General features: G+C 55.5%; 20 protein-coding genes and 1 pseudogene. 11 read left to right on the top strand and 10 right to left on the bottom strand.

The genetic code is table 11. The annotated features are described in order from the left end of the window. Nucleotides 1–4: 4 nt before the first annotated feature. The 6 genes from trbK to trbB are packed head-to-tail and all read right to left on the bottom strand — an operon-like array spanning nucleotide 5 to nucleotide 5,056. Nucleotides 5–181 carry an entry exclusion protein TrbK gene (gene trbK, locus ACT6VE_RS19700; protein ID WP_142174475.1) on the bottom strand — a complete coding sequence of 59 codons (177 nt, stop codon included), beginning with the start codon at nucleotides 179–181 and terminating at the stop codon, nucleotides 5–7. Beyond that, complete coding sequence (gene trbJ, locus ACT6VE_RS19695) at nucleotides 175–978, bottom strand: P-type conjugative transfer protein TrbJ (RefSeq protein ID WP_142174476.1); 804 nt, start codon at nucleotides 976–978, stop codon at nucleotides 175–177. The genes trbK and trbJ overlap by 7 nt, the downstream gene beginning before the upstream one ends. Next, nucleotides 971–3,406 carry a conjugal transfer protein TrbE gene (locus tag ACT6VE_RS19690; protein ID WP_444800291.1) on the bottom strand — a complete coding sequence of 812 codons (2,436 nt, stop codon included), beginning with the start codon at nucleotides 3,404–3,406 and terminating at the stop codon, nucleotides 971–973. Before ACT6VE_RS19690 ends, trbJ begins: the two co-directional genes overlap by 8 nt. A gap of 10 nt (nucleotides 3,407–3,416) precedes the next feature. After that, the gene (locus ACT6VE_RS19685; RefSeq protein WP_444800211.1) at nucleotides 3,417–3,716 is read right to left on the bottom strand and encodes a conjugal transfer protein TrbD; all 300 of its coding nucleotides are present in this window, start codon (nucleotides 3,714–3,716) and stop codon (nucleotides 3,417–3,419) included. Beyond that, entirely contained in the window at nucleotides 3,709–4,101 is a 393-nt protein-coding gene (locus tag ACT6VE_RS19680; RefSeq protein ID WP_444800210.1) for a TrbC/VirB2 family protein, read from the bottom strand. The genes ACT6VE_RS19685 and ACT6VE_RS19680 overlap by 8 nt, the downstream gene beginning before the upstream one ends. Next, the gene (gene trbB / locus ACT6VE_RS19675) at nucleotides 4,091–5,056 is read right to left on the bottom strand and encodes a P-type conjugative transfer ATPase TrbB (RefSeq protein ID WP_299502112.1); all 966 of its coding nucleotides are present in this window, start codon (nucleotides 5,054–5,056) and stop codon (nucleotides 4,091–4,093) included. Before trbB ends, ACT6VE_RS19680 begins: the two co-directional genes overlap by 11 nt. 378 nt (nucleotides 5,057–5,434) lie before the next feature. Here trbB and repA point away from each other — a divergent pair, with 378 nt between their 5' ends. The 3 genes from repA to repC all read left to right on the top strand — a co-directional run bounded on the left by repA (nucleotide 5,435) and on the right by repC (nucleotide 9,104). Next, a complete protein-coding gene (repA, locus tag ACT6VE_RS19670) occupies nucleotides 5,435–6,622 on the top strand; it encodes a plasmid partitioning protein RepA (protein ID WP_018326379.1) in 1,188 nt (395 codons plus the stop codon). Between the two features lie 84 nt (nucleotides 6,623–6,706). Further along, entirely contained in the window at nucleotides 6,707–7,702 is a 996-nt protein-coding gene (gene repB / locus ACT6VE_RS19665) for a plasmid partitioning protein RepB (protein ID WP_444800209.1), read from the top strand. Between the two features lie 157 nt (nucleotides 7,703–7,859). Further along, complete coding sequence (gene repC, locus ACT6VE_RS19660) at nucleotides 7,860–9,104, top strand: plasmid replication protein RepC (RefSeq protein ID WP_444800208.1); 1,245 nt, start codon at nucleotides 7,860–7,862, stop codon at nucleotides 9,102–9,104. A gap of 240 nt (nucleotides 9,105–9,344) precedes the next feature. On the opposite strand, the pseudogene ACT6VE_RS19655 reads toward repC, so the two are convergent. Beyond that, nucleotides 9,345–9,542 (bottom strand): annotated as a pseudogene (locus tag ACT6VE_RS19655) (integrase); the annotation flags it as partial. On the opposite strand from ACT6VE_RS19655, the gene ACT6VE_RS19650 reads away from it, so the two are divergent. Further along, entirely contained in the window at nucleotides 9,500–9,841 is a 342-nt protein-coding gene (locus ACT6VE_RS19650; protein ID WP_234825365.1) for an SDR family oxidoreductase, read from the top strand. The pseudogene ACT6VE_RS19655 and the gene ACT6VE_RS19650 overlap by 43 nt on opposite strands. A gap of 45 nt (nucleotides 9,842–9,886) precedes the next feature. On the opposite strand, the gene ACT6VE_RS19645 is transcribed toward ACT6VE_RS19650, so the two are convergent. Then, complete coding sequence (locus ACT6VE_RS19645) at nucleotides 9,887–11,035, bottom strand: site-specific integrase (protein ID WP_444800207.1); 1,149 nt, start codon at nucleotides 11,033–11,035, stop codon at nucleotides 9,887–9,889. A 198-nt stretch (nucleotides 11,036–11,233) separates the two neighbouring features. Between ACT6VE_RS19645 and ACT6VE_RS19640 the strand changes: the two genes are divergently transcribed. The 4 genes from ACT6VE_RS19640 (at nucleotide 11,234) to ACT6VE_RS19625 (ending at nucleotide 15,783) form a co-directional block, all read left to right on the top strand. Further along, nucleotides 11,234–12,355 (top strand): RHE_PE00001 family protein, encoded by a 1,122-nt coding sequence (locus ACT6VE_RS19640; RefSeq protein WP_444800206.1) that lies wholly within the window; start codon nucleotides 11,234–11,236, stop codon nucleotides 12,353–12,355. A gap of 212 nt (nucleotides 12,356–12,567) precedes the next feature. Next, the gene (locus tag ACT6VE_RS19635; RefSeq protein ID WP_444800205.1) at nucleotides 12,568–13,785 is read left to right on the top strand and encodes an AAA family ATPase; all 1,218 of its coding nucleotides are present in this window, start codon (nucleotides 12,568–12,570) and stop codon (nucleotides 13,783–13,785) included. Continuing rightward, entirely contained in the window at nucleotides 13,778–14,425 is a 648-nt protein-coding gene (locus tag ACT6VE_RS19630) for a hypothetical protein (RefSeq protein ID WP_444800204.1), read from the top strand. Before ACT6VE_RS19635 ends, ACT6VE_RS19630 begins: the two co-directional genes overlap by 8 nt. Nucleotides 14,426–14,709: 284 nt before the next feature. Further along, nucleotides 14,710–15,783, top strand: a complete 1,074-nt coding sequence (locus ACT6VE_RS19625; protein WP_444800203.1) for a T6SS phospholipase effector Tle1-like catalytic domain-containing protein — start codon at nucleotides 14,710–14,712, stop codon at nucleotides 15,781–15,783. Between the two features lie 49 nt (nucleotides 15,784–15,832). Here the strand turns inward: ACT6VE_RS19625 and ACT6VE_RS19620 are convergent, their stop codons facing one another. Next, a complete protein-coding gene (locus ACT6VE_RS19620; protein WP_444800202.1) occupies nucleotides 15,833–17,926 on the bottom strand; it encodes a helix-turn-helix domain-containing protein in 2,094 nt (697 codons plus the stop codon). Nucleotides 17,927–18,199: 273 nt separating this feature from the next. On the opposite strand from ACT6VE_RS19620, the gene ACT6VE_RS19615 reads away from it, so the two are divergent. Together ACT6VE_RS19615 and ACT6VE_RS19610 are read left to right on the top strand one after the other, a co-directional pair. Beyond that, nucleotides 18,200–19,120, top strand: a complete 921-nt coding sequence (locus ACT6VE_RS19615; protein ID WP_174066272.1) for a HamA C-terminal domain-containing protein — start codon at nucleotides 18,200–18,202, stop codon at nucleotides 19,118–19,120. A 1-nt stretch (nucleotide 19,121) separates the two neighbouring features. Next, nucleotides 19,122–21,221, top strand: coding sequence for a DEAD/DEAH box helicase (locus ACT6VE_RS19610; RefSeq protein WP_444800201.1), 2,100 nt, complete (start codon nucleotides 19,122–19,124; stop codon nucleotides 21,219–21,221). Between the two features lie 62 nt (nucleotides 21,222–21,283). Here the strand turns inward: ACT6VE_RS19610 and ACT6VE_RS19605 are convergent, their stop codons facing one another. Continuing rightward, on the bottom strand, nucleotides 21,284–23,359 hold the full coding sequence (locus tag ACT6VE_RS19605; protein WP_444800200.1) for a hypothetical protein: 2,076 nt from the start codon (nucleotides 23,357–23,359) through the stop codon (nucleotides 21,284–21,286). A 243-nt stretch (nucleotides 23,360–23,602) separates the two neighbouring features. Between ACT6VE_RS19605 and ACT6VE_RS19600 the strand changes: the two genes are divergently transcribed. Beyond that, a partial coding sequence (locus ACT6VE_RS19600; protein ID WP_444800199.1) for a S1/P1 nuclease occupies nucleotides 23,603–23,966 on the top strand: 364 nt, incomplete at its 3' end.

Genomic DNA, 23,966 nt, shown 5'->3' with positions numbered 1-23,966 from the left:
TGGTTCACCATTCGATCTTCATCTTCTCACCACCAGAAGTCGGATAGGTCTTCGACGAACCGAAAAACGTCGCGCGGCGGTGCTGCGCCTCCTGTTTCTCGGACATCAGGAACCATAGCCCGACGCTGCCAACGGCGAGCAAAGATGCGATTGCGATCAAGATCCGCTTCGTTCTCACCATTCCACCTTCATCTTCTCGCCGCCGGAGGTGGACGGTGCTGCGCCGCTGAAGAATTCCTTCCGTCTTGCTTGTGCCAAATCCTTGTCGGTCTGCTCGCTTTGCAACCACGTCCCCATCATCGTCATCTGCTGGGATACGAGACCACGCAGCTTTTGCGTTTGCGCAACCTGCTGCGCCGCAATTTCGTGGCCGACCTGGAGGGCTTTCATCTGACCGTCGGCGGATTCGGACATGTTCCGCAGAGAACCCATCGTGTCCTCCTCGCTGTCGAACTGGTCAGCCGTCAGGCTTGCAGCCTTGAGCGTGCTGGCGATGGTGTCGCGGTTGGTATCTGACCAACGGGCATAGTTCGAGGATAGGTCCGTCCCGTTGCCGGCGGCAGTCTGCAGATCAGCATAGGATTGAAAGCGCTGCTTCAGGACATCATCGGCGCTCCCCATCGAGAAAGAGATGCTCTGTCCCTGATCGATGATATCGCGGAGCTGGTTGAGGTCGCTCTCCACCTGCCCCCAGATGTGATCGGGCAGCTGCGCCGTGTTTTGCAGCATGTTTTCGTAGATGTTCAGCTGGTTCTGGATCTGCTCGGCCAACTGACTGATCTGTGTCAGCTGATTGTCGACTTGCAGGCCGGAGCTTTTAAGGAGGTCGACGAGCTGTGCATTGTTGGCAAGCTGTGTCCACTCGGTCGCAGCGCCCGTCGCTGAGCCGGCAAATGCTGGTGCCGAAGCGCAGACTGCAAAAGCTGCCACGACAGCGGTCGCGGATTTTCTTCTGAGCGATAGGATATGGTCAAGCATAGCGATTGATCCCTCTTTCATTGAGCCATTGGGTCGGCCAGTCTTTGCCGTAGGTTGAGAGAAGTTCCCGGATCCGAGCGAGGTCGGCTTTGCCGGAAGCACCGACGAAGGAGAGGGTGAGCGGCCCCAGCGCCATATCGAAAAGGCGGCGTCCGTCCGGCGACGTCACGTAATATTCCCGCTTTGGAATAGCGGCTGCGACGATTTCGATCTGGCGAGGATTAAAGCCGATGCGCTCATAGAATTCTCGTGTCCCGGACTCGCGGGCAGCCCCATTCGGGAGGCAGATCTTGGTTGGGCAGGATTCCTTCAGGACATCGATGATGCCCGAACGCTCTGCGTCCGAAATTGATTGAGTGGCGAGAACGACGGCGCAGTTTGCCTTTCGCAGCACCTTCAGCCACTCGCGGATCTTGTCGCGGAAAACCGGGTGACCGAGCATCAGCCACGCCTCATCGAGAATGATAAGGCTTGGTGCCCCCGTTAGCCGCTTTTCGATACGTTGAAACAGATAGGTCAGCACGGGGACGAGATTTCGCTCGCCCATGTTCATCAGTTGCTCGATCTCGAAGCACTGGAATTGACCGAGGGTCAGCGAATCCTGTTCAGCGTCGAGAAGCTGGCCCATGGGGCCGTCAACAGTGTAGTGGTGCAGCGCGTCCTTGATCTCCCGCATCTGCACGCCACTCACAAAATCCGATAGCGACCGGCCTGGAGCCCCCGCCATCAAACCGATCTGCCGAGATATGGCGTTTCGGTGGTCCGGGTTGACCGTGACACCCTGCAGGGAGACGAGTGTTTCGATCCACTCGGAAGCCCAGGCGCGGTCGGTATCGGTCGAGAGGTCGGAGAGAGGGCAAAAGGCAAGCCTAGCCCCCTCCCCTGCCTCGCCGCCGATTTCGTAATGATTACCATCAACGGCCAGCGTCAGCGGCAGAATAGAGTTGCCTTTGTCGAAGGCGAAAACCTGTGCACCCTTATACCGGCGAAATTGCGCTGCGATGAGCGCGAGAAGCGTTGACTTGCCGGAACCGGTTGGTCCGAAAATAAGCGTATGCCCGACATCGTCCACATGAAGGTTCAGTCGGAAGGGTGACGATCCGGAAGCCACCTGCGTCAGTGGCGGCGCGTCGGGTGGATAGAACGGGCAGGGCGCAAGCGGACTGCCCGACCAGACGGAATTGAGGGGGATGAGGTCCGCGAGGTTGCGGGTGTTTATCAGCGGTTCCCGGATGTTGCAGTACCAGCTGCCTGGCAGGCTCCCGAGGAATGCGTCCGTCGCATTCAACGTCTCGATCCGCGCGCCAAATCCTTCAGCCTGGATCAACCTTCGAACGGACTCGGCTTTTTCGGCAAGCTTCTCTCTGCTTTCGTCGAATAGAATGATCACCGGCGTGTAGTAGCCATAGGCGACCAGCTGCGAAGATGCCTCGGCGATCGCGTCTTCAGTCTCCGCGACCATCGCCATTGCGTCTTGGTCAACCGATCGGCTCTGTGTCTGGAAGAGTTGGTCGAAGAAAGGCCGTACCTTTTGCTGCCATTTCTTGCGCGTGCGCTCCAACCGCTGTTTGGCTTCCTCAGCATCCAGAAAGATAAAGCGCGACGACCAGCGGTAGGTGAGCGGCAAGAGATCGAGGCTATTCAAGATGCCTGGCCAGCTCTCGGCCGGCAAACCGTCGATCGCAATCACGCTGAGGAACCGGTTTTCGACCTTCGGGGTAAGGCCGTGCTCCAGCTCCGCGGTCGCTAGCCAATCCAAATACATGGGAATTTCAGGCAGACGGACTGGGTGGTTTTCACCTGTGATGCAGAATCTGATGAACTGGAACAGCTCATCGTAGCGGGCAATACGGGTGCCACCGCGTTCCGGCACCTCACGCGTCCGCATACGCTCAATGGAGATGACGTTGCCAAGGTACTGTTCGATCTCTCGTGTGGAGCGCCTGAAACTGTCGAGCACCGTGTCGGCATAGGTCGCCGTCCGGCTCTCAGGGTCCGAGTAGATATAACGCGTGACGCCAGATCGCCGGCGCTCGGGAGGGCGATATGTCAGGACGAGCGCATGCCGGCTCTCGAAATGCCCGCGCTCTTGTTCGAAGTGCTTGCGCCGCTCATCATCGATCATGCGAGTGACAGCATCGGGGAAATGACTGCGCTCCGCAGAAGGATAGTCAGTCGTTGGGATGCGCACGGCCTCTACCTGGATCATCCAGCCGGAACCTAGCCGTGAAAGGATCGTATTGATCTGTCGGGACAGTTCGTTGCGCTCGAAATCCGTGGCGCTCTCGGAGTCAGGGCCGGCAAAATACCATCCCGCCATGAGACTTCCGTCCTTGAGAAGAATGATCCCGTTATCGACCAGTCCGGCATAGGGCACGAGATCGGCGAACGACGGTGAAGACGGGCGAAGGGAACGCAAAGCGACCATCATTGCACCTCTAGAAACGTCGCCACGGCGAAGACGTGGGCAGGTAGTGATGCCGGTAGCGCAAATGCCGCACATAGACATGACGCATGAGGGGATCGGATTTTGCCATCATGCGCAGTGCGCCGACGATCACGAACCAGATGGCGATGCCGAACAGCGCTGAATACAGGGTGAGCACGACGAAGATCAGGATGATTGCCACCAGCCCTGTGACAAGCAGGAGCTCCCGGTCTGCCCCCATCACCAGGTTCGGTCGTGAAAGAGCGCGGTGAATGCGATTGCGTTGGAGAGCGGAATGCGGCTCACCCATTGGCCCCCTCCCCTCTTGAAACGGACATCGGATGCGAAACGGTACCTGGCAAATTTTTGGCAGAGATGCCGATCGATGCGCCGGTCGCACCGAACAGTCCGACAATCGTCGTGGCCCCCAACAGGATACCGGCGACCAGTACGATGTAGACGAGGCGTCGAGCGAAATCGTTGAGCTCGCCGCCGAAGATCAGCATTCCGCCGGCGATCGCCATTGCGGCAAGGGCAATCGCTCCTGCGACTGGCCCAGTGATGGATTCCTGAATCTGTTCAAGCGGCCCCTCCCAGGGAAGACTCCCACCGGAACTGGCAAGGGCTGGCGCGGCAAGCGCCGCGCAGAACATCGCAGCGAGCAGTCCGAGGCGAAAAGAGCGATTATGCAGCATGAATGTCCTCATCAATTTGAGCGTAATGTTCGGTCTGGTACCGGCTACCGCTGAAGCCCTCGACATTGATGACCTCTCGTACCCGTCTCCCCCTCCCCGCGCGCTCGATCGAGATGACAAGATCAACGGCCTCGCCGATCACAGCCTGCATCGGTTGCTGGCTGACCTCGGCGGTCAGTTGCTCCAGACGACGCAAGGCGGACATGGCGGTATTGGAGTGGACGGTGGTGACGCCACCGGGATGGCCAGTATTCCAGGCTTTCAGCAGCGTTAGTGCGGCGCCGTCGCGGACTTCGCCAACGATGATGCGGTCGGGACGGAGGCGCATGGTGCTCTTGAGCAGTCGCGCCATATCGATCGTGTCACTGGTATGCAGGCACACCGCATTCTCTGCCGCACACCGGATTTCCGCAGTATCTTCAAGAATGACCATGCGGTCGTCCGGCGCTGAGGCTATGATTTCGGCAATCACGGCATTGGCCAATGTCGTTTTGCCCGAGCCCGTTCCCCCGGCGATCACGATGTTGAGGCGGTTTGCGATTGCGCTCCTGATGACTGCGGCTTGTGCTTCAGTCATCACCTTGTCAGCGATATAGTCGTCGAGTGGGATCAGCCTGGAGGCTCTGCGCCGGATCGTGAACGTTGGGGACGCAACAACCGGGGGCAGCAACCCTTCAAAGCGGTGTCCGCCAATGGGAAGTTCGCCCGAAATGATCGGCCGCTCATCGTCCGCCTCAGATTGTAGAGCGTGTGCGACGGAGCCGATGATTGTTTCCGCTGCTGTCGCAGCCATCTCACCCGCGGGCGCAATGCCCTGCCCTAACCGCTCGATGAAAACTTTTCCGTCCGGGTTGAGCATGATCTCGACGACCCCAGGGTCGTCGAGGGCGATACATAGACGATCGCCGAGTGCTTCTTGAAGCTTGCGCACAAGGCGGGAATGCGACTGAAGCATTGCAGCTTTCTCCTCGCTGATTGGTTTGTGAGGGAAAAGAGCCGCGCCACGCTTTGATGTCCACGTACAAATTTGTGGGTCGCCTGCGTGAGGTGATTCCGTCAGGTTCCCATCGATTCTCTCAATGGGCTTCTGGGTCGCCTCAGATAAGGGCGGAAAAATCTGAGGAAAGAACGGATATGGACGATGGCGATGAAATGCTCAACACACTGAAATATAACACCTAATCACGCGTTTTTGCGATGGTCTTGGATCATCTTAAGACATTGTTAACTTTAAATTCCTTGTCGCGCAGGGGGAATCGGACGATAGTTGCGCAAATTATGGCTTTATGGCCATTTTTTCGAAAGTGACGCCACCTAGGAAATAGTTTGCAAAATGAGCCAGCTGCCCAACAGATTTGACGTCGAGATCGCCCAGCAAGGGGCAAAGATCTCAAGCGCGTTGCATATGCTGCGCAGCCAACAGTATCCGCCGGACGCTCGTAAGGGATTACGCAAGTTTCAGCTCGGCGAGGTCGCCGATTTCATGGGTGTGACCCAAAGCCATCTCCGACAAATCCATTCCGAAGGGAAAGGCCCGGAGATCGAATCGGTCAGCGGTCGCCGATATTATACGGCCGATCAAATGCGGGAGCTTCGCGAATATCTCGAAGCCAACAAAAAATCCGACAAGCGCTATTACGTTCCTCAACGTCGCGAAGGCGAGCCGATGCAAGTCGTTTCGGTCGTGAACTTCAAAGGTGGAAGCGGGAAGACAACGACCGCCGCACACTTAGCACAGTATCTCGCCCTCACCGGTCACCGTGTGCTTGCCATCGATCTAGATCCCCAGGCGTCACTAACGTCACTGTTCGGCATTCAGCCCGAACTCGATGATACAGCGTCCCTATACGAAGCGCTTCGTTTCGATGAGGAGCGAAAGCCAATATCAGCGGTAATTCAGTCGACCAATATTCCAGGACTAGACGTTGTACCGGCGAATCTTGTGCTGCAGGAATTTGAATACGATGTGCCACTGTCAATTTCTTCTCGAAAAGGTGACGAGGGTCGGTTGTTCCACATGCGCATCGTCAATGCGCTTAAAGAAGTGGACGACAAGTATGACGTGGTTGTCATCGACTGCCCGCCGCAGCTCGGCTACCTTACTATCACCGCGTTGATGGCTTCCACAGGCATCCTGATTACAATCCATCCCCAGATGTTGGACATCATGTCGATGAGCCAGTTCCTACAGATGCTGGGAGGGATTATGACCCCTGTTGCAGAGGCTGGTGCCGAAATCAGGGTGGAATGGTTCCGCTACCTCGTGACACGCTTTGAGCCGACCGACATTCCGCAAGCGCAGATGGTCGGCTTCATGCAGTCGATGTTTGCTCAGCAGATGCTGCGAAACCACGTTCTTAAATCTACTGCTATTTCCGACGCTTCAATCAAAAAGCAGACTTTGTACGAGGTCGAGCGGGGAGAGTTCGTTCGGTCTACTTATGATCGAGCAATGGAAAGCCTGAATGCCGCAAATGGTGAAATTGTCGACCTGATACACAATGCTTGGGGGCGGAAATGACAAACTTGTCAGCCGTTTTTTTTCCTATTTTTGCAAGGCGAAATAATGCCTTAGCGGAGTTGAAGTCAAAGCTGGAGTTCGGGCATGGCGCGTGACAATCCATTTGCGAAGCTTGATATAGCGTCGATATCGACCGACAAATCTCCCGTAAAGCCTGGATACGCGATGACGGGCGCCGCGAAGACGGTTGTGCGATCGATTGAAGATCTCGCCGAAAACACCAAGAAGCTCATGGAGGGCGAGGTCGTCGTGGAGCTGGATCCGCGGCTGCTGGATGTATCATTCGTGGCCGATCGGCTGTCGGATGAGGGCGAAGAATACCAAGAGCTCAAACAGGCGATCAAAGAATCCGGTCAGACGACACCAATCCTGGTTCGGCCTAGCTCGTATGACAGCCAACGCTTCATGGTCGTTTTCGGGCACCGTCGTCTCAAGGTCGCCAAAGAGCTCGGGATTTCGGTCAAGGCGGTTGTCAAAAAACTTGACGACATCACGTCCGCAATCGCTCAAGGGCAGGAAAACTCTGCCCGCTCAAACTTATCCTTCATCGAACGTGCGTACTTCGCACAGAACCTGCTTGCGTCCAACATGACGAAGGACGTGGTGCGGTCGTCTCTCGCGATCGACGAGGCGATGTTGTCCAAGATGCTCGGTGTCGTGGAAGTGGTCCCTGCTGCGATCATCAAAGTTCTCGGTGCGTCCAAAAAAATCGGGCGCGACAAGTGGCTTAGCCTGCGTCAACTACTTCTCGTTCCTGCCCTCTTGAAGGTTGCCACTGAATTTACGGAGACCGCAGGGTTCGTTGAACTGGCAGAAGAGAAGCGGTTCGACGAACTTCATGATTACCTGAAGCGCTACAAGGTCAAATCGGCTGCTAAGAAGCCCAAGGGCAACGCATCCGGGAGGGATTGGACGTCGAGCGACAGTTCACTGAATTTGTTAATGAACACCAAATCGAAGAAGGTTGCGATTGAGCTTTCGAATGTCGAAGCGAAGCCCTTCAGCGACTGGCTTTCGGGCCGGATGGACCGTTTGTATGACGAGTACAAACGGTCAAAAACCGAACGCAACGGAGATTAAACCGCAAAAGAAAAAGGCCCCCAAACGGTAAACCGTGGAAGCCTCTCTCGTCATCTCTAGCAGGATCGAGAATCGCATTTCCCGGAATCGCAGTCAAGAGTGTTGGCACCGATTTGGTGAGCGAATTTCTTTTGCCTAGAGAAAGGTGAGAGAAAAAATGCAAACGGGACATGTAACGACGCCTTTTGGGCGGCGACCGGCTACTCTTGCCCTAGTTAAGGGGCAACTGGCCATCACAGCACCGAGCCCAGGCGCACGCGTGGAAAAGTGGAAAGTGTTTCGTGACGTATGTGAGGCGAGGGAGCGCTTCGGTCTGCAAGACAGAGCGCTCGCTGTTCTCGATGCTCTCTTGACGTTCTACCCTGAGCCACAGCTCGACCAGGATCATGGACTTGTCGTGTTTCCATCTAATGCGCAGCTATCTGTCCGCGCTCATGGGATCACAGAAAGCACACTCCGCCGGCAACTCGGAGCACTGGTCGATGCCGGACTTATCCAGCGCCGGGATAGTCCAAACGGCAAGCGTTACGCGCATCGCAGTCGAGATGGCGTAATTGAGCAGGCATACGGCTTCGATCTCAGCCCGCTGCTCACGCGCGCGACGGAGCTTGCCCTACTTGCGCAGGAAGTCGCAGCAGAACGTGTACGCTTCCGCAGGGCAAAAGAAGCACTGACGATCTGCCGTCGCGATGTCCGTAAGCTGATTACGGCTGCGATTGAAGAAGGAGCGTCAGGAAACTGGCTGGACGTCGAGATGATGTATGTTGGAATTCTTGGTCGACTACCTCGTTATCCCGACAGAACCCAGGTCGAAGCAACACTCGACGAGATGGAACTTTTGAGGAATGAAGTCATCAACCTCCTGGAGATGCAGTTAAATACCGACTATATGCACGGCAATGCCATTCAAAATGAACGCCACATACAGAATTCAAATACCGAATCTATCTATGAACTTGAACCTAGCTCTGGAAAAGAGCGGGGCGAAAGCTTGCCGGAAGAGCCGCCAGCTAAGAGGATAGGCGTTGAACAGAAAAGGGCGAATGCAGAACAGATCAAGTCGTTTCCGCTCGGTATGGTCCTTCGAGCTTGCCCCCAGATCGTAGACTATGGGCCGGGCGGTGGCATATCGAATTGGCGCGAGTTGATGACGGCGGCCGTAGTGGTCCGCTCAATGCTCGGAGTAAGTCCCTCAGCCTACGAAGAGGCCTGCAATGCGATGGGGCCGGAGAATGCTGCCGCGGCAATGGCGTGCATCCTAGAGCGCTCGAACTTCATCAACTCGGCCGGTGGTTATCTACGTGATCTGACTAAACGCTCGGAACGAGGAGAGTTTTCAATTGGGCCTATGCTGATGTCGCTGCTCAAGGCAAACGGCGATGGCAACCGGCTTGCGGGTTAGCGATGTCAATAAGCGCAATGTGTTGAACCTAGATGACGAGGTAGGGCTCTCATACAACCGCTACAATCTTGTCAGCCGTTTTTTTCGGAATTTTCCTCATAAATTACTGATGCTTATACGAGATGAGTGCGCGTAATTTCTCGTTGAATTGATGGCTGGGCCTGGTCTATGCCAATCGACGCGAGAGCGGCTTTCACGCTACCGGACGACGAAAGCTTTATCGTGGTTAGACGCCTGCCTTCACAGCAAACGTGAAGCACGACCGCTTCGACGGGTAGCGCCATTGTAATAGCTCGACGCCTGCTGCACCGAACGATGCCTCGACTGCTCCATGGCTTCGGGGAGGGGTATGCCGCGGTTAGCCGCTTCGGTCAGATATCCTGATCGTAGCCCATGTGCCGAAAACTCCGCAGGCTCCAGCCCCGCCAAGCTACGCCGCAGCAAAGGCGGCGCTTGTCAGCTTCACCCGGAGCTGGGCCCTTGAACTGGCTGCGGGCGGAATAACGGTGAACGCCGTTTCGCCGGGGCCAACGGAGACGGCGTTGTTTCGGGCGAACAATCCTGTCGGCAGCGAGAGCGAAGCGCGTTACCTCTTCGGCGTTCCAATGGGCCGCTTCGGAAGACCGGAGGAAGTCGCTGGGGCAATCGAATTCCTGCTATCGGATGACGCTGGGTTTATTACGGGGCAGACGCTTCATGTCGATGGCGGGGCCTCAATCGGCAAGTCTTCGTTGTAGATTCATCGCGGTCTATCTGGAGGCAGTGCCGGCCGATCCGCGTCTTCAAAGCATACGCGCAGCGCGCCCGCTTCGGCGGGTCGCGTTGTTGTAATAGCTGGAGGCCTGTTGCACCGAACGGTGTCGCGACTGCTCCATTGCTTCGGGGAGGGGGATCCCGCGGTTGGCGGCTTCCGTAAGATATCCCGACCGCAACCCATGCGCCGAGAATTCCGCAGGGTCGAGCCCAGCCATCTCAGCCCGCTGCTTGACGATCGCATTGACCGCGCCCGGCTCCAGCGCCCGCTTCGAGACATTGCCCCAACGATCGATCTTCCGAAAAATACTCCCGCTTTCGATTCTTCCAGCCGCCATCCATGCGTTCAAAGCATCCACCGGCCGGCCGCTCAGATAAACGACCTCATCGTGCTCGGCCCCTGACGTCTTGGTGCGACCCAGATGGATGGCGAGAGAGGGGAGGGGAGGGGCACCCTCGACGGTGATGGGTGGCTCGACGGTGAGCTGCTCCCTGCGCAGACCGGCAATCTCACTGCGACGGCGACCGCCCGAGGCAAAAGCCACCATCAGGATTGCCCGGTCGCGGATGTCACGAAGGCTGTCGGTGCTGCAGATCGCGAGCAGCTTTGCCAGGACGTCGCCGGTGACGGCCTTCGCGCTCTTGCGTTTCCTTGGCCGCGGCGTCGCCCGAACTGCGAGGCGTATCGCGGATTTCAGCGAAGGGGAGGAGAAGACACCCGTCAGCCCGCGCCATTTTGTCAGCGTCGACCAACTGGCAAGCCGCCGACGCACCGTATCGGGCGCATGCGGCCCGGAGGATCGAAGGAACCGCTGCTCGCGCAGGCTCTGCTCAACGGCATCAGGCATCCCGTGGTTAGGATCGATGTTGCGTTGTTCGGGCTGCCAAAGATGGTGGGCGACGAATTTGAGGGTCATGGCTTCGGGCGCCGGCCAGGGGAGGGAGGCGCCGGTTGCCGCCAGCGACCAGGCCTGCAGATAGGCAAGATCGGAGGTGAGGGCGCGCAGGGTGTTTTCACCCATACCCTCATTGACCAGATGGCGCAGCGTTTCGATGTCCTGGTCGGTCAGCAGTTCGGCGAGTTCGTCGCGCCGGTCGATCGGCAGCACGCTGGCAATGGTGTCGAGCTCGTCTGCGCGCCGATCGACGGCGGTCTTTGAAAGGGATGACTTGGCCACAGAAAACTCCGGATCGACGGTTCCGACGGCCGCGCTCGCCGTGCTTGGCCTCTGTTTTCGATGATTTGCGGGGAGAAATCAATCACCTCCGATAAGGGATACTTATCGATGGTTATAACCTCACCTGTCAACCATACCATGTGAGGAACTACAGTATCTATATAGCGTTCCTTTGAGAACTCGTTTACCATAAAATCAATGGCTTACGATCTCGCGAAAATCAGCATGACTGCCCTGATGCGGCCGGCTTTTGACGCCGGGGTCGCTCTGACGCGTCTCGACGAGCGCATCGCCCGTTCGCCCGTCGGAGTTGGCTTCCTCGAACGCACCCAATTCACCGATGCCTGCGCCTCGCTGTGGATCGACGGCGAACTCGTCCATCTCGAAGACCTCGTCCTCCATGATGCCACGCGAGATATTCGCACACCGACCCATGAGCTGACAATCGCCCGCGACGTCTTGCGCAGCCGTCGGCGCATCGCTGCGCAGTCGCCAGATTGGGCCTTATCGACAGAGGGTATCCGAACGTTGCGACGGACGTCGGACATCAATCCGGTTGGCGCTGTAGCAGAGAAGCCAGCCGACGCCATTCGGCTCGGGGTAGCCATCGATAGGGAAGGGGACGATGGTGATGACGTGGAAAATCTACCTGGCGTCGATTATGCAGCCATCGATGCGCTGCTCGCCCGATCGGAGGCCGCGATCGAGAGTGCCACACGGCCTGGCCGCGCTATCCGCGAACGAGACCCTCTCGTCTATGATCTTGACTGGGACGAAGACGCACGGCTCGACGAATGGCGCGGCGTGTTGCGCAAGGCCGAAAACTTGCCGGCGGTGCTGCAGGCGATCGTCGCCCTTGATGCCTGGAATGAGCTGGCCGTCCTGCAGCATGCGCCTTGGCTCGGCCGGCTACTGGCCGCCTCCATCCTCCGCCAGGTCGGCATCACCACCGGCGCCCATCTGGCCGCCATCAACCTTGGCCTCAAAACCATTCCGGTCGATCAGCGCCGGCATCGCGAGCGGGAAACGCGGTTGCTCGCCATTGCCCACGGTTTTTTGGCGGTCGCCGAGATCGGCATGAAAGAACATGGCCGGCTGACGCTCGCTCGGCAGATGATGGACCGAAAACTGGAGGGGCGACGGATATCGTCGAAATTGCCGGAGCTGGTCGAGCTGGTGATGGCAAAGCCGCTCGTCTCGGCCGGGATGGTGGCGAAGACGCTCGAGGTGACGCCTCAGGCGGCGCGGCGGATTGTTTTGGAACTCGGCCTCAGAGAGATGACGGGGAGGGGGAGGTTTCGGGCGTGGGGAATTCTGTAAGCGTCGAGGCGGAAGCCTACGAATCCAGAAGAACGGTAGGCGGGCCCACTTGATTTATACGTCGAGCAACGGCTATCGCGACCAGGCCTTCGGTAGAAATCATTTTCTCGCACCTTACAACTGGTTGCAATCGTTTCAACTAAGGAATAGTGCGGAGAGGGACCTTTAATTTCGAGAATTGGGCTGGCGTTAGCCTGTTGGGGGAGAAGACCTTGCTTGATTATCTTAAAGCAGGGCTGAACGTCACGCTTGTCGTGGGCGAGAACGGCGCGGGGAAAAGCCGTCTCCTTCGCGAAATCGCGACGAGGGAGCGTTGGCAACGAAAGGTGTTCGCAATAAGCAACACCGTCTACGATCGTTTCTCTAACCTCCGTGGCGTAGAGCGCATGTCGGCTAGTTCCGGCAAAAACCTTCCTCAGAGAATTTTGAAACGGGCTATCGTCAACGCGATGACGGAGGGGCCAATTCGTCTCCGCGCACTGGCAGAGACATTGAGCTACTGTACCTACGAGCCGAGAATTGGACTAAAGGTCACCTTCAAGACTGCAAAAAAAGCCATGGACGATGGTGTCAGTGAACGCACTACGTCGCCGGACGAGATCGTCTCAGTGATTGCAGCCGATCCTACTTTATCGTTGGAGGACAATCTCTCAATCGATGATCTGCGCTACCTGCTGCCGCTTCTGATGAACAGAGATAACCTCGGGCGTGACGGTCTCTGGTGGCTGGACTTCGACGATTCCTACAGTAGCTCTCGTAGTAATCAGGCTGCTCAGATTCTTGTCTGGGAACCTCACCTCCGAGCTGCAGGCTATCTGTCTCGTGTCGAGTTGTTCCTCTCAAAGAAAGAATGGGGTACCGTCCCGCTTCATGAAGCCAGCTCGGGCCAGCTTACGCTGATCGCTTGCTTGGCGTTCCTGAACGCATCAGTCACGGACGAATCGATTGTCCTGATCGACGAACCCGAGAACAGCCTGCATCCGCGATGGCAGCGCGAGTACGTCGAGCGACTCCTGGCCGTCCTTTCTTATCGACAGCCGAACATAGTCATCGCGACGCATGCGCCTATTATCGTTTCCGGGGCGCAGCTTCTAGATGACGTGAGACCTGAGGTGCTCCGCCTGACGAATGACGGTCTAAACGATGTTACCCCGAATCTTCGACCCGGGGAGAAGGCAAGTTTAGAGGAAACGTTATTCGAGTCTTTTCGCACGGTCACGCCAGCCAATAGGTTCGTCAGCGAAAGCCTTTCTCGCGAATTTTCGAAGCTCAGGGCAGGGACCACCACAGCAGCGGATGTCGCCGAATTGGTCGACCTCCTTCGCGACGGCAGTTTCGACCCACAGCAAATCTCTTTCCTGGACCGCGTCGTACAACTCGCAAGAACTGTCGAAGCCGAACGCATCAACTTCGGGGTAGATGGTGCCTGACGCTTATTTGCCCGCGCTCGCCGACTTTGAATTAAGTGACGACGAGATATCCGCGATCGAAACAGCCCTGCAACACGCCGATCCATGGGCCCATGATGATGCGGCGCTTGCTGCGGTTCGCACTCACCTTCAGAGCGCGAAGCAGAAGCTTGTCGACCACCATATGGCGCGGCATCATGAAACTTGCTGCTATTGCCGTACTCTGATGGGCGGTGGCGGGCGATTTGTCCGAGATCGCGAGCATATCTTGCCAAAGGGGCGATATCGAGCGTTGAGCTATCGGTCGAGCAACCTTTCGGCATCGTGCAAGCGTTGCAACATGGAGTACAAGGGCGAGAAGATTGACTTCGTGGTCGACCCTAACACCATCTTGGACGATCATGAAAACCCTGACCGATACCTCATCGTCCATCCAAATTTCGACCGGTACGAGAGCCATATTCGGCGCAGGTCGGTCCAGGATGGCATGAATTATATCGTATCGTACATGCTCAAACCCGGCGACGCCAAGGCACAGTACACTTTCGAGTTCTTCGGCCTAGCCGCGCTCGAAAAGGAGTCTTTCGACGAGGCACAGGGACTTTTCTGGTCATCAGAGTCGGAAGACAACGTCGAGGGCGAGTTCCCCGACCGCATCTAATGCCTTGAGGCATCGACATTTGATTTCCGGTTATACCTGATCTGATCGTCGAGTCTCGCTTTCTAATGGTTGGCAAGCATCGACATGAGACCGTCTGGAAGCTAGGTAAAGAAATTGCATGCGGTATAGGTCGGCATACCCGCGGAAGGCTTAAATCAATGGCCCGAAGATGTTGCAATCCTCTTCTCTGTTCCTCCAGAACGTGTAATCTGGCCGTGAAGAGGCAGGCGTTTGATGCCTGGCTCGAAGGGGCAACGCGCAACTAGATACCGGGAGCAGAGCTTATGAAAAGCGTTGTGGTCTGTTGCGATGGCACGTCAAACCAATTCGCGGCAGACAAAACAAACGTCGTTCGGCTGTTCTCCGTGCTGGCAAGAGACGACAATCAGCAGACATTCTATCATCCCGGTCTCGGGACGATGGAGCCGCCTGGAGCAATAACCGACGTCGGTCGGAAGCTACGACGGACACTTGGCATGGCGGTCGGCTGGGGCCTCGAACGGGACCTCGTCGAGGCCTATGCGTATATCATGAATACATATCAGCCCGGGGATCAAGTCTATCTTTTCGGCTTCAGTCGAGGGGCGTACATGGTCAGAGCGCTGGCGGCCTTGATCTACATGTACGGGCTGTTTCCACCCGGCAACGAGCCGTTGATACCTTATGCAATCAGGCAAATGACCGGGTTCAACGAGGACGATGGTGACGTACATGAGAAATTCAAGCTGGCCGACGGTTTCAAGTCCACCTTTAGCTCGATCGATTGCCCGATCCATTTCATGGGTATCTGGGACACGGTAAGTTCTGTTGGCTGGATCGCCAACCCTTTGAGCATTCCCTATGCCTCCAAGCTTCCGAACGTCCAACACATCCGGCACGCGGTGGCGATCGACGAGCGTAGGGCGTTTTTCAGGACAAACCTTCTTACTCAGCCGCAGCCGGGTCAGCTGCCGCGCGATATACAAGAGGTCTGGTTTCCAGGATGCCATGGAGACGTGGGCGGAGGATACAAGGAAGCGGAGAACGGTCTGGCGAAGCTTTCTCTCGAATGGATGCTCTACGAAGCGGAACTGCTCGGGCTGCGTGTCGATCATCAAAGGGCGAGGGCGATCTTGAGGGCACCCGAGGAAATCGGCGAGGATGCGAAAATACATGAATCACTGTGCGGTCGCTGGTGGCTTGCGGAAGTCGTGCCGAAAAAACGGAGACAGACCGGAGAGTGGAAGCCGAACTTTGCGCACCGGCGGGTTATACCTGAGGGAGCGAAGATCCACAGATCAGCGCTTTCTCGGAAGGGATACAAAATCCAGCTTCCGATGAACTACACGGTGGTGGAGCGTCCGCAGGACTTCATTTGACAAGTCTCAAGCAACCCTTCAACCAGTTGAGGCGGATCGCAAGTATACCTTACTCGTCGGTGGCTTCTTTGAGCGCAGAGCTTTCAAGAACCCTATCGAGAACGAGTTCTTTCCAGGCTTCGGCAAGCCGCCGGTCGATTTTCGCGCGAGCTTTATTCAACTCTTCCTTCTCGAACCATTTCTCCATCATGTCCGCAATTTCGTTTCGATAGCCCGAGCCTTGTCCCCAGCGGCGCTTGAGTTCCTTCCAAAACTCGACGTCGGCATCAAGGAATTGCTTGAAGGCGTTTTTGCCGATTGTCACAGCCCGAACGAGGAAGTCTTGGTGCCAATCCGCGAGGTCTTCAGCTAAGGTGTCCACGAGAGCAAGTGCCTCGCTTGTCGAATTGAACTGGTCACGCAGGGCATCAAGACGGCCTTGAATTTTTCGGACAAGACCGGATGTCCGCAGATTTGCGTCTGAGCGTACCCCTGTTCCGATGAAGTGGTGGATGTCGAGGTTGTACCACGCTCCTTTTCGGACAACCGCCGCAGCAATTGTACTGGGATGACTGCGCTTCAGTTCTGAAATTAATCCCTGCTGAGCTGGCCTGACGGCGGTCGGAATATCCTGGTATGCGTTCCAGATATTCTGGCCTTCCCTCGCCAACGTGTTTCGTGCCTGCTGGATCTTATGGGCGTCTGCGCTGTTCTGGAAATCAAGCGCCAGTGCCGTGAAGCGCGATAGTCTCTCCAGCTGCCGTTGGCGAAGGACGTCGATGTTCTCGCTGATCTCGCGCCATGTGGTAGCTGATCCGTCCTCAACGGCATTGAAGTATAAGATCGGCACAGAAGGGATGTTTTCTGCCGCCAAGGAATCGAGGATTTGTGAGGTCCTGTAAGCGTAGCCTTCGGCCACGCTTTCGACCGGCTCGCCCATGCCGTTGATGACCTTCAATGCTTCGTCTGCACGCGGGAGCACCAATAGCATTACGCGCTGACGCTCAATCGCGTCCGACCCCATGTCGACGAGGCCCTTCAAGATATCAAGCGTTTCCTGACCAGGAGCGTCGTTGAAGGCGCAGCAAAGGATGCTGAGCGTCCTTGGGTTGCTATACATTGACTGCAGATCAGGCCTATCGGTCGCGCCATGGATGCCCTTAGTGTCGATGATCGTCAAATCGAAATCCGACTTCCTCATCGCCCGCTTCGGCACGAACACCGTCACTCTCTGGGGAAGAGAGAACCGAGCGTGGCGTCCGAAATTGATTTCGGTCACGACTTTTGAAAGCCATTCCAGGCCGCCCGCGTTATCTTCGGACAAAAGAAGTTGCGTCTCTGTTCGCTGCTCCAACTTCATCCGCGCCACGATGGCGTGGACAATATCTTCTCGCGATTCGGGATAGTCTCTAGTCAGTTCCCTGATCGGGTCGATCAGAATTTTTGGATCATTTGGGTCTCTTGCCTTTGGGAGATCAGCCATATTTCTGATGGCGCGATCGATCTCGGTGGAAACCCCGCCCTTGCCGTCGAGTGCAGCATCAACAATCTCAGTGACGAGTATCCTGATCTCATCCTCAGTCTTCGGCTCGACGGCCACACCAAAGGCCGGTCCCAGCCGAACAACTACCTCGCTGGTGGTCGTTCGACCACCAGATGCCGGGAATATCGGCTTGGGCCGTCCATCCGTGCCTGGAAGAATGAGGTTCGTCAGGTGGGACAGGGCAGTAGTCTTCCCGATCCCTACAACTCCAATCCATGCCAGAGCGTGATCTGTTTGCCAAACGTAATCAGCAGTCGAGATCAGGTTGCTTCGCAGGAATTTCAGAGGCTCGGCGAGAAGGGCATCGAACTCACCTGCCTCGAATACCTCCAAGCTCTGCAAGGCGGTCTCAGCTTGCCACAAGACGTCGCGGTTCGGATGTTTAAAATCGGGGCGCTTCGAAATCTTCCATTCGCGCGAATAGTAATCGAGCATCGCCAAGCTTTGTTCTGTCCCAATCGCCTTGAGGTACCGCTCCGCCATAGCCTGGTCGGTCGTTTCGGTTTTCTCAAGTCGCGAAACCACGCTGTTGCTACTCACGCCCAGACGTTGAGCCATCTCAGTCTGATTGATATTGGCGGCCTCGCGAGCCTTTTTCAACGCTGCTGTGGGAACTGTCATGTGCACCTCCTGACGATAGACGTCATATATCGCATCGAATTGTTGAGTGCAATATGGATTTGCAAACTTGCATTTTCGGTTTGCATGTGTCTTCTTAGGCGCAGACACCAAACCACAGTTGCAAGTGTTCGCAGTCCAGCGATCCACAAGAATCCCTGCAAATATTGGTGTCCTCGTAGGTAATAGTTATGCACGAGCAAAACCATTGCTTGTGAGATAATGCTAGTTTATCGAATATAAGCATTGGCTTAAGCAAGCGCTGGTGGCAGTAAAATGAGCAAAGTCAAATTCGAGATTTTTGTCGATGATACGCTTTCGAATGTGACTTCTATTGCTCAGTTGAAGGCTGCGTTGAACAAGCGGCTCCTGAGTTACGTTAACGACTTCGAGGACGGAAAGTGGTGCCACCAGGATTTCCAGAACTTCATCTGGGACAATATCGCTCAAACCGCCCTCTCGGAGCGAGAACGAGCAGCGCTTACTGACCAGAGCTTCACTGCTCTGTTGGCCGCAGCGAAGAATCTGCGGCTGACTGACAATGACAAGATCGGCGAAGGTAGCGAGGTCGCCGAGATTTTCCTTTACGGCTTGATGCGCGAGCACTTCAAAGCTCTTCCTGTCGTTCCAAAGATTTTCTACAAACAGAACAGCCAGGACAACGCGAAAGGGGCGGATAGCGTCCACATCGTCGTAGACGGAAACGACTTCACCCTTTGGTTTGGCGAAGCAAAATTTTACAACTCAATAGCCGATGCTCGGCTCGATACTGTTGTGAACTCGGTCTACGAGGCCCTCACCACGGCGAAATTGAAGAAGGAAAACTCGATCATCACTAATGTGAATGATCTCGATCTTCTTCCGATCGACGCGGCATTGAAAGAAGCTATCAAAGCGGCCTTGTCGCCTCACCACTCGATTGACAGGCTAAAGCCTAGGATTCATGTTCCGATCCTGCTCATCCACGAGTGCAAGATCACGTCTGCAGCTACAGATCTGACACCTAAATATCGACAGTCGATCATCGATTACCATCGCGATCGGGCTGAGGCATATTTCGCCAAGCAGATGGCGAAGGCCAGCACGGTTCACAAGTACACGGACATCACCTTCCATGTGATCTTGGTGCCAGTCCCCGACAAAAAGGCGATTGTCAAAGCGTTCACGAAGCAAGTTAAGCAGTTCAAGGGCGATTGATATGGATGTCTTCGACACTTGCCATGAAATCAACGACCACTTGAACCGAGGGGACGAGGTCGCCGCCAGGAATACCCTGATCAAGCTTCTGAGCAATATGAAAGAGAACGGGGAGCCGTACCCGCAGGTCCTGAACCACCTTATCCGGACCACGGGTCTTTATCCCTATATGGAACTCGATTCCGGGTCATGGGAGCAGAGATATGTTCATTCTGCCTTCGAGGTGGATGTCGGTGACCGTCGCGCAACCTTGCATCGTGAGCAGTCCCTGGTTCTAGGCAAGCTTATGCGTGGCACAAATCTTGCGGTGAGCGCACCCACGAGCTTTGGAAAAAGCTTCATCATCGACGCTTTCATCGCCTTAAATGACCCCGATACAGTCGTCATCATCGTGCCGACAATCGCGCTGATGGACGAGACGCGGCGCAGGATTTTCAAGAAGTTTTCCCGAAAATATCGAATTATCACCGCGCCGGACACCCAGTTGGGTGAAAGGAATATCTTCATTTTTCCGCAAGAGCGGGTGTTCGGCTACCTTAGCAAGATTGAGAAGATCGATCTTCTCGTCATCGACGAATTCTACAAGGCCAGCAAGGTCCATGACAAGGACAGGGCGCCTTCGCTGATCAAAGCGATAATCAAGCTCTCAAAGAAATCTGTTCAACGCTACTACCTTGCGCCGAACATCAAAAAGCTGACGAGCAACGTCTTTACCGACGACATGGAATTCCTTGAGCTGCTCGACTTCAATACGGTTTTCCTTGAAAAGCACGAGCTTTTTAGAGAGATCGCGGGTGATGAGGATCGGAAGGCGGACAAGCTCGTCGAGCTTATAAAGCCAAGAACTGCAAAGGCTTTGATCTACGCGGGTACCTACACAGACATCAACCGAGTGGCGAAAATCGTCAAACGGAGCATGGATATCGTCGACAGGCCGCACACAAACCACTTTGCGAAGTGGCTTCGAGAAAATTATGTGCAGGACTGGGATTTGGCCGACCTAGTCGAGCGCGGCACAGGCATTCACAACGGCAGCATGCACCGGTGTCTCAGTCAAATCCAGATCAGGTTGTTTGAAAACGACCGTGGACTCGACAACATCGTTTCGACCTCCTCGATCATCGAGGGCGTCAACACTTCTGCGCAAAATGTCATCATTTGGCGCAGCAAGATCGGCAGCTCGAAGCTGAAAAACTTTTCCTACAAGAACATCATTGGCCGAGGCGGCCGTATGTTCAAACACTTTGTAGGGAATATTTACCTTCTGGACGAGCCGCCAAAGGACGAGGACGCGCAGCTAGAAATCGAGTTTCCGGAGCAGATCCTTGGTGATCTTGATGAGCAGCAGGATGGTGATAGGCTCACGCCGGAGCAGCTGGAACATGTCGTCGAATATCGGCAATCAATGTCGGGCATCATTGGGGAAGATGAGTTCGCTCGATTGCGGCGGGACAACGTCTTGCACGACAGCGACTCCGAATTCTTGCTGCGCCTTGCGAGCGACATGCATAACCATCCTGAAGAGTGGAATGGCTTCGCATTTCTGAATTCCGACGACCCTCAGCATTGGGAGCGGATGCTCTACAAGCTGCTCAATTTCAAGAGTACGGGCTGGGACGGCCGCTTCACAGACATCGTAGTTGCCACAAAAGCGATGTCACAGAACTGGAACTCGCATCTGTCGCGGATACTCGACCGGCTGGATGACGACGGTATAGGCATCGATCAATTTTTCAAACTCGAACGCACCATCACCTATAAGCTGTCGGCGTTGGTCAGTGACGCCAACGAGCTATATAAGATCATTATAAATTCGGAGGTGGATGTCTCTCGCTTTGTCGGCAGCCTAAGTCGTGCCTTTCTACCCGGGCCGGTATACTCGCTTGAAGAATATGGGCTCCCTCGGATGATTTCGAAGAAGATTCATCGAAGCAGGCTCATCGACTTCACGACGGCAAACTTCGGGCTGAACGATGCCATCCAGAAATTCCAGGATATCGGGCTGGAACGGATGTTGAAGATTGATTCACTTACGCCCTTCGATAGATATGTGATGAAGTTCTTCTATGATGGGATCACACCTATCGAAAACGATGCGTAATCGTCGGCGTGACGTCCGACTCGCTATCGATCTTCGCCCTGGTTTCGCAGGCTTTTCTGAGCCTATTGGGCCGCAGTCGTGATTTCCTCGTCGACCTCATCAAGCACGTCGTCGATGGCGTCGCTTGTTCGCTCCGCTCCAGGATCTACGTTGGTGATGCCAAGCTTCTTAAAGAAAATGCTGTTTCGCATCTTCGCATCAGCCAGGAGCTTCGGGTAGGAGATAATTTCAACGTAGGCGTCAGGGTTCGTCAGGTAGCCCACCAGCCCCATTCCGTCGGGCGTCTTCTCAAAGCGATATCCTCCCAGCTCATCCATGAGCGAGTTGGTCAGATCGGCGACGATATAGCAGTGGAAGGCCGCGTTCTGCATATGAGGCGACAAGATGCGCCCCTTCGAGTCCTTCAGAGATGTAGAGGTTTTGAACTTCTTTATGTAGCTGATAACCTGACGGAGCGGGTTGTCATCACCGTCGTAATTGTCTCTGGCCGGACGTTTAAATTCCACCAACACCACCGTATTCGGCGTCTCCTGCTCCCGCCAGGCAAAGCAGGTGTCATAGAAGAAGGCGACGTCTGGTCGGTCGAGAGAAGGGTTGTCGGTGTAGCTTTTGAAGGGGCGGTCGGACGAGAAGTGAGCGAAAAACGCCAATCGGTCGTCAATTAGCCAGAGGTTATGGTCGCCGATTTCCATTGCTGCGGAATCGGTTCTCATTGGAACGATGAGCTTATGTACGGCCTCTTCGAGATGGTGTTTCTCTGTCCCTTCCTGATATTCCGAGTATCGGTCAAGGATATCTATCACCGCCTTGCGAAGCAGGACATATTCAGCAAGGACCCCGCGCTGCTGTTCCTGCACGAATTTTTGGTACTCAGTCACCCGAGCCTCAAGCTCTTTTTTTAAAGCAGATCCAGGCTTGGATGCTTCTTCAAGCTTGTTGTGCTCCTGGTTCATTCGCCGGTAGCGGTGGCGGCACATCTCGACATAGACGGCTTCTCGGGAAGTAACGCCAGGTGCGAGCTTCTTGATAAATGCTTCCATCTCGCTTTGAAGATAAAGGAACTGAGGGTACTCAGCGATAACTTGCTGAACTAGGCGGCGCTTCTTCTCACGCTGCTGCGACACATAGGAACTTAGATAGGACATGACGGACGCTTGTAGCGCCCGGCGGATTTCACGGCTCTCGCTCGCGTCAAAGCTGAAGCCGGTTCGCTCCTGGTTGACGTGCCGATCTAGATGAGAGCCCGACACGCAGCCAATATAGACGTCGCCGCCATCAAGAGCCTTAAGGCCAATCTGGTCGTCAATAACCGTTTCCTCGACGGCGCGGTCATTTGCGGAGAGGAACAGCCAGTTATATGCCTTCTTGTTTACGTCAGGTCGTATCGCCTTCGCTGCGCGGATGTGGCGGATTGTAAGGTCGAACTTCTCGTCGTCTGAGAGCGTGACAGAAACTGTCTCCTCCGACGTATTCTGAATAAGGTCCTTGAAGGCTTCCCTTAGATCGATGCTCTCTAAGCCGTCTTGCATCATGATGGAGGGAGCTGCATTGGCCGCGAAGAGTTGCATGAAGTGCCCGATGACGCGTTGGCGCAGCGTCGCTGCCTCCACTGGGCACTTTGAGCCGTACAGCGTATCAAAGACCTTCAGAGAGACGCGGGTACCTGGACCAGTAGGCGAAGGCTTCGCGTCAGGCTTCCAACGAACTTGCTCATCGTCGCTCAAAACGAAATCAAATGAACGAACGGCCGCGTCTCCTTGAGCATCTTGATATGTGCTGTCTACGCGGATTTCCTTGAATACCTTCAGCCAGCCAAGGCGGCCCACACCTTTGCCACCACGGTCAAACTTGTGCTGAGAGTCTGGTTTCAAAAACGAATTGTAGTTGTCATCATTTAAGCCGATGCCGTTGTCTGTGACCACAAACCCAACCACTGGCGACGCCGCTTCTTTGGGGTCGTGGCGAAGAACTTCAATTACTATCTTGCCTTGCACGCGAGCGTTAGCTTTGTGACGATCATCTATGGCATGCAGTCCGTTTGAAACTGCTTCGAAAACAGGCATAAGAGCTGACGTCGCCGAGGGCTTCAGTGGCAAGCGCCTCACGCGGCCGATGAGATCGGTATTAAGTGTAGGCATCAGCGCTCCCGTATGGCAAACAAAGCCATGATCTGCGATACAGTCGGTGGTAGAATATCGCGTTTGCCGCGTCTAGGTAGTTCGTTTGATCGTTCGCACGATTCACACCTAAAAAATAAGCAAAATCCTTCTCCTAAACCGCGATGAAATTTGCTCTGAATATCGATCAGCTCGGCTGGAACCGTCTTGCCAATGTTGCAGAGCTGATCAATACTCGCCTTATACTTGTCGAGGGGATGCGGCATGCGTAGTTTTTTTCTTTCCATATTTCTCGTCATCATCGGACCGATCAGTGCGCTTGCCTGGGGGCAGGAGGGCCATTCGATCGTCGCCGAAATCGCCCAGCGGAGACTGTCACCACAGGCCGCCACGATGGTCTCGACCCTGCTTGGGCCTGGCGTATCGCTGGGGTCAATCGCGAGCTGGGCTGACGATGCCCGCGACGCCAGACCGACTACCTATAACTGGCACTTCGTTTCCATTCCGATCGGCCGGGCGACCTATGATCCGACGATCGACTGCAAGCCTGATGCAGCAAAAGGCGACTGCGTTGTGGCCGAGGTTGAAAGGGCACGCAAGGAGATGAACTGCGCGACCGACCAGGCGG

Source organism: Shinella sp. (assembly GCF_052438155.1).
Taxonomy (GTDB): Bacteria; Pseudomonadota; Alphaproteobacteria; order Rhizobiales; family Rhizobiaceae; genus Shinella.
The sequence above is the reverse complement of the archived record's forward strand: the minus strand, read 5'-3'. Positions and strand labels throughout refer to the sequence as shown.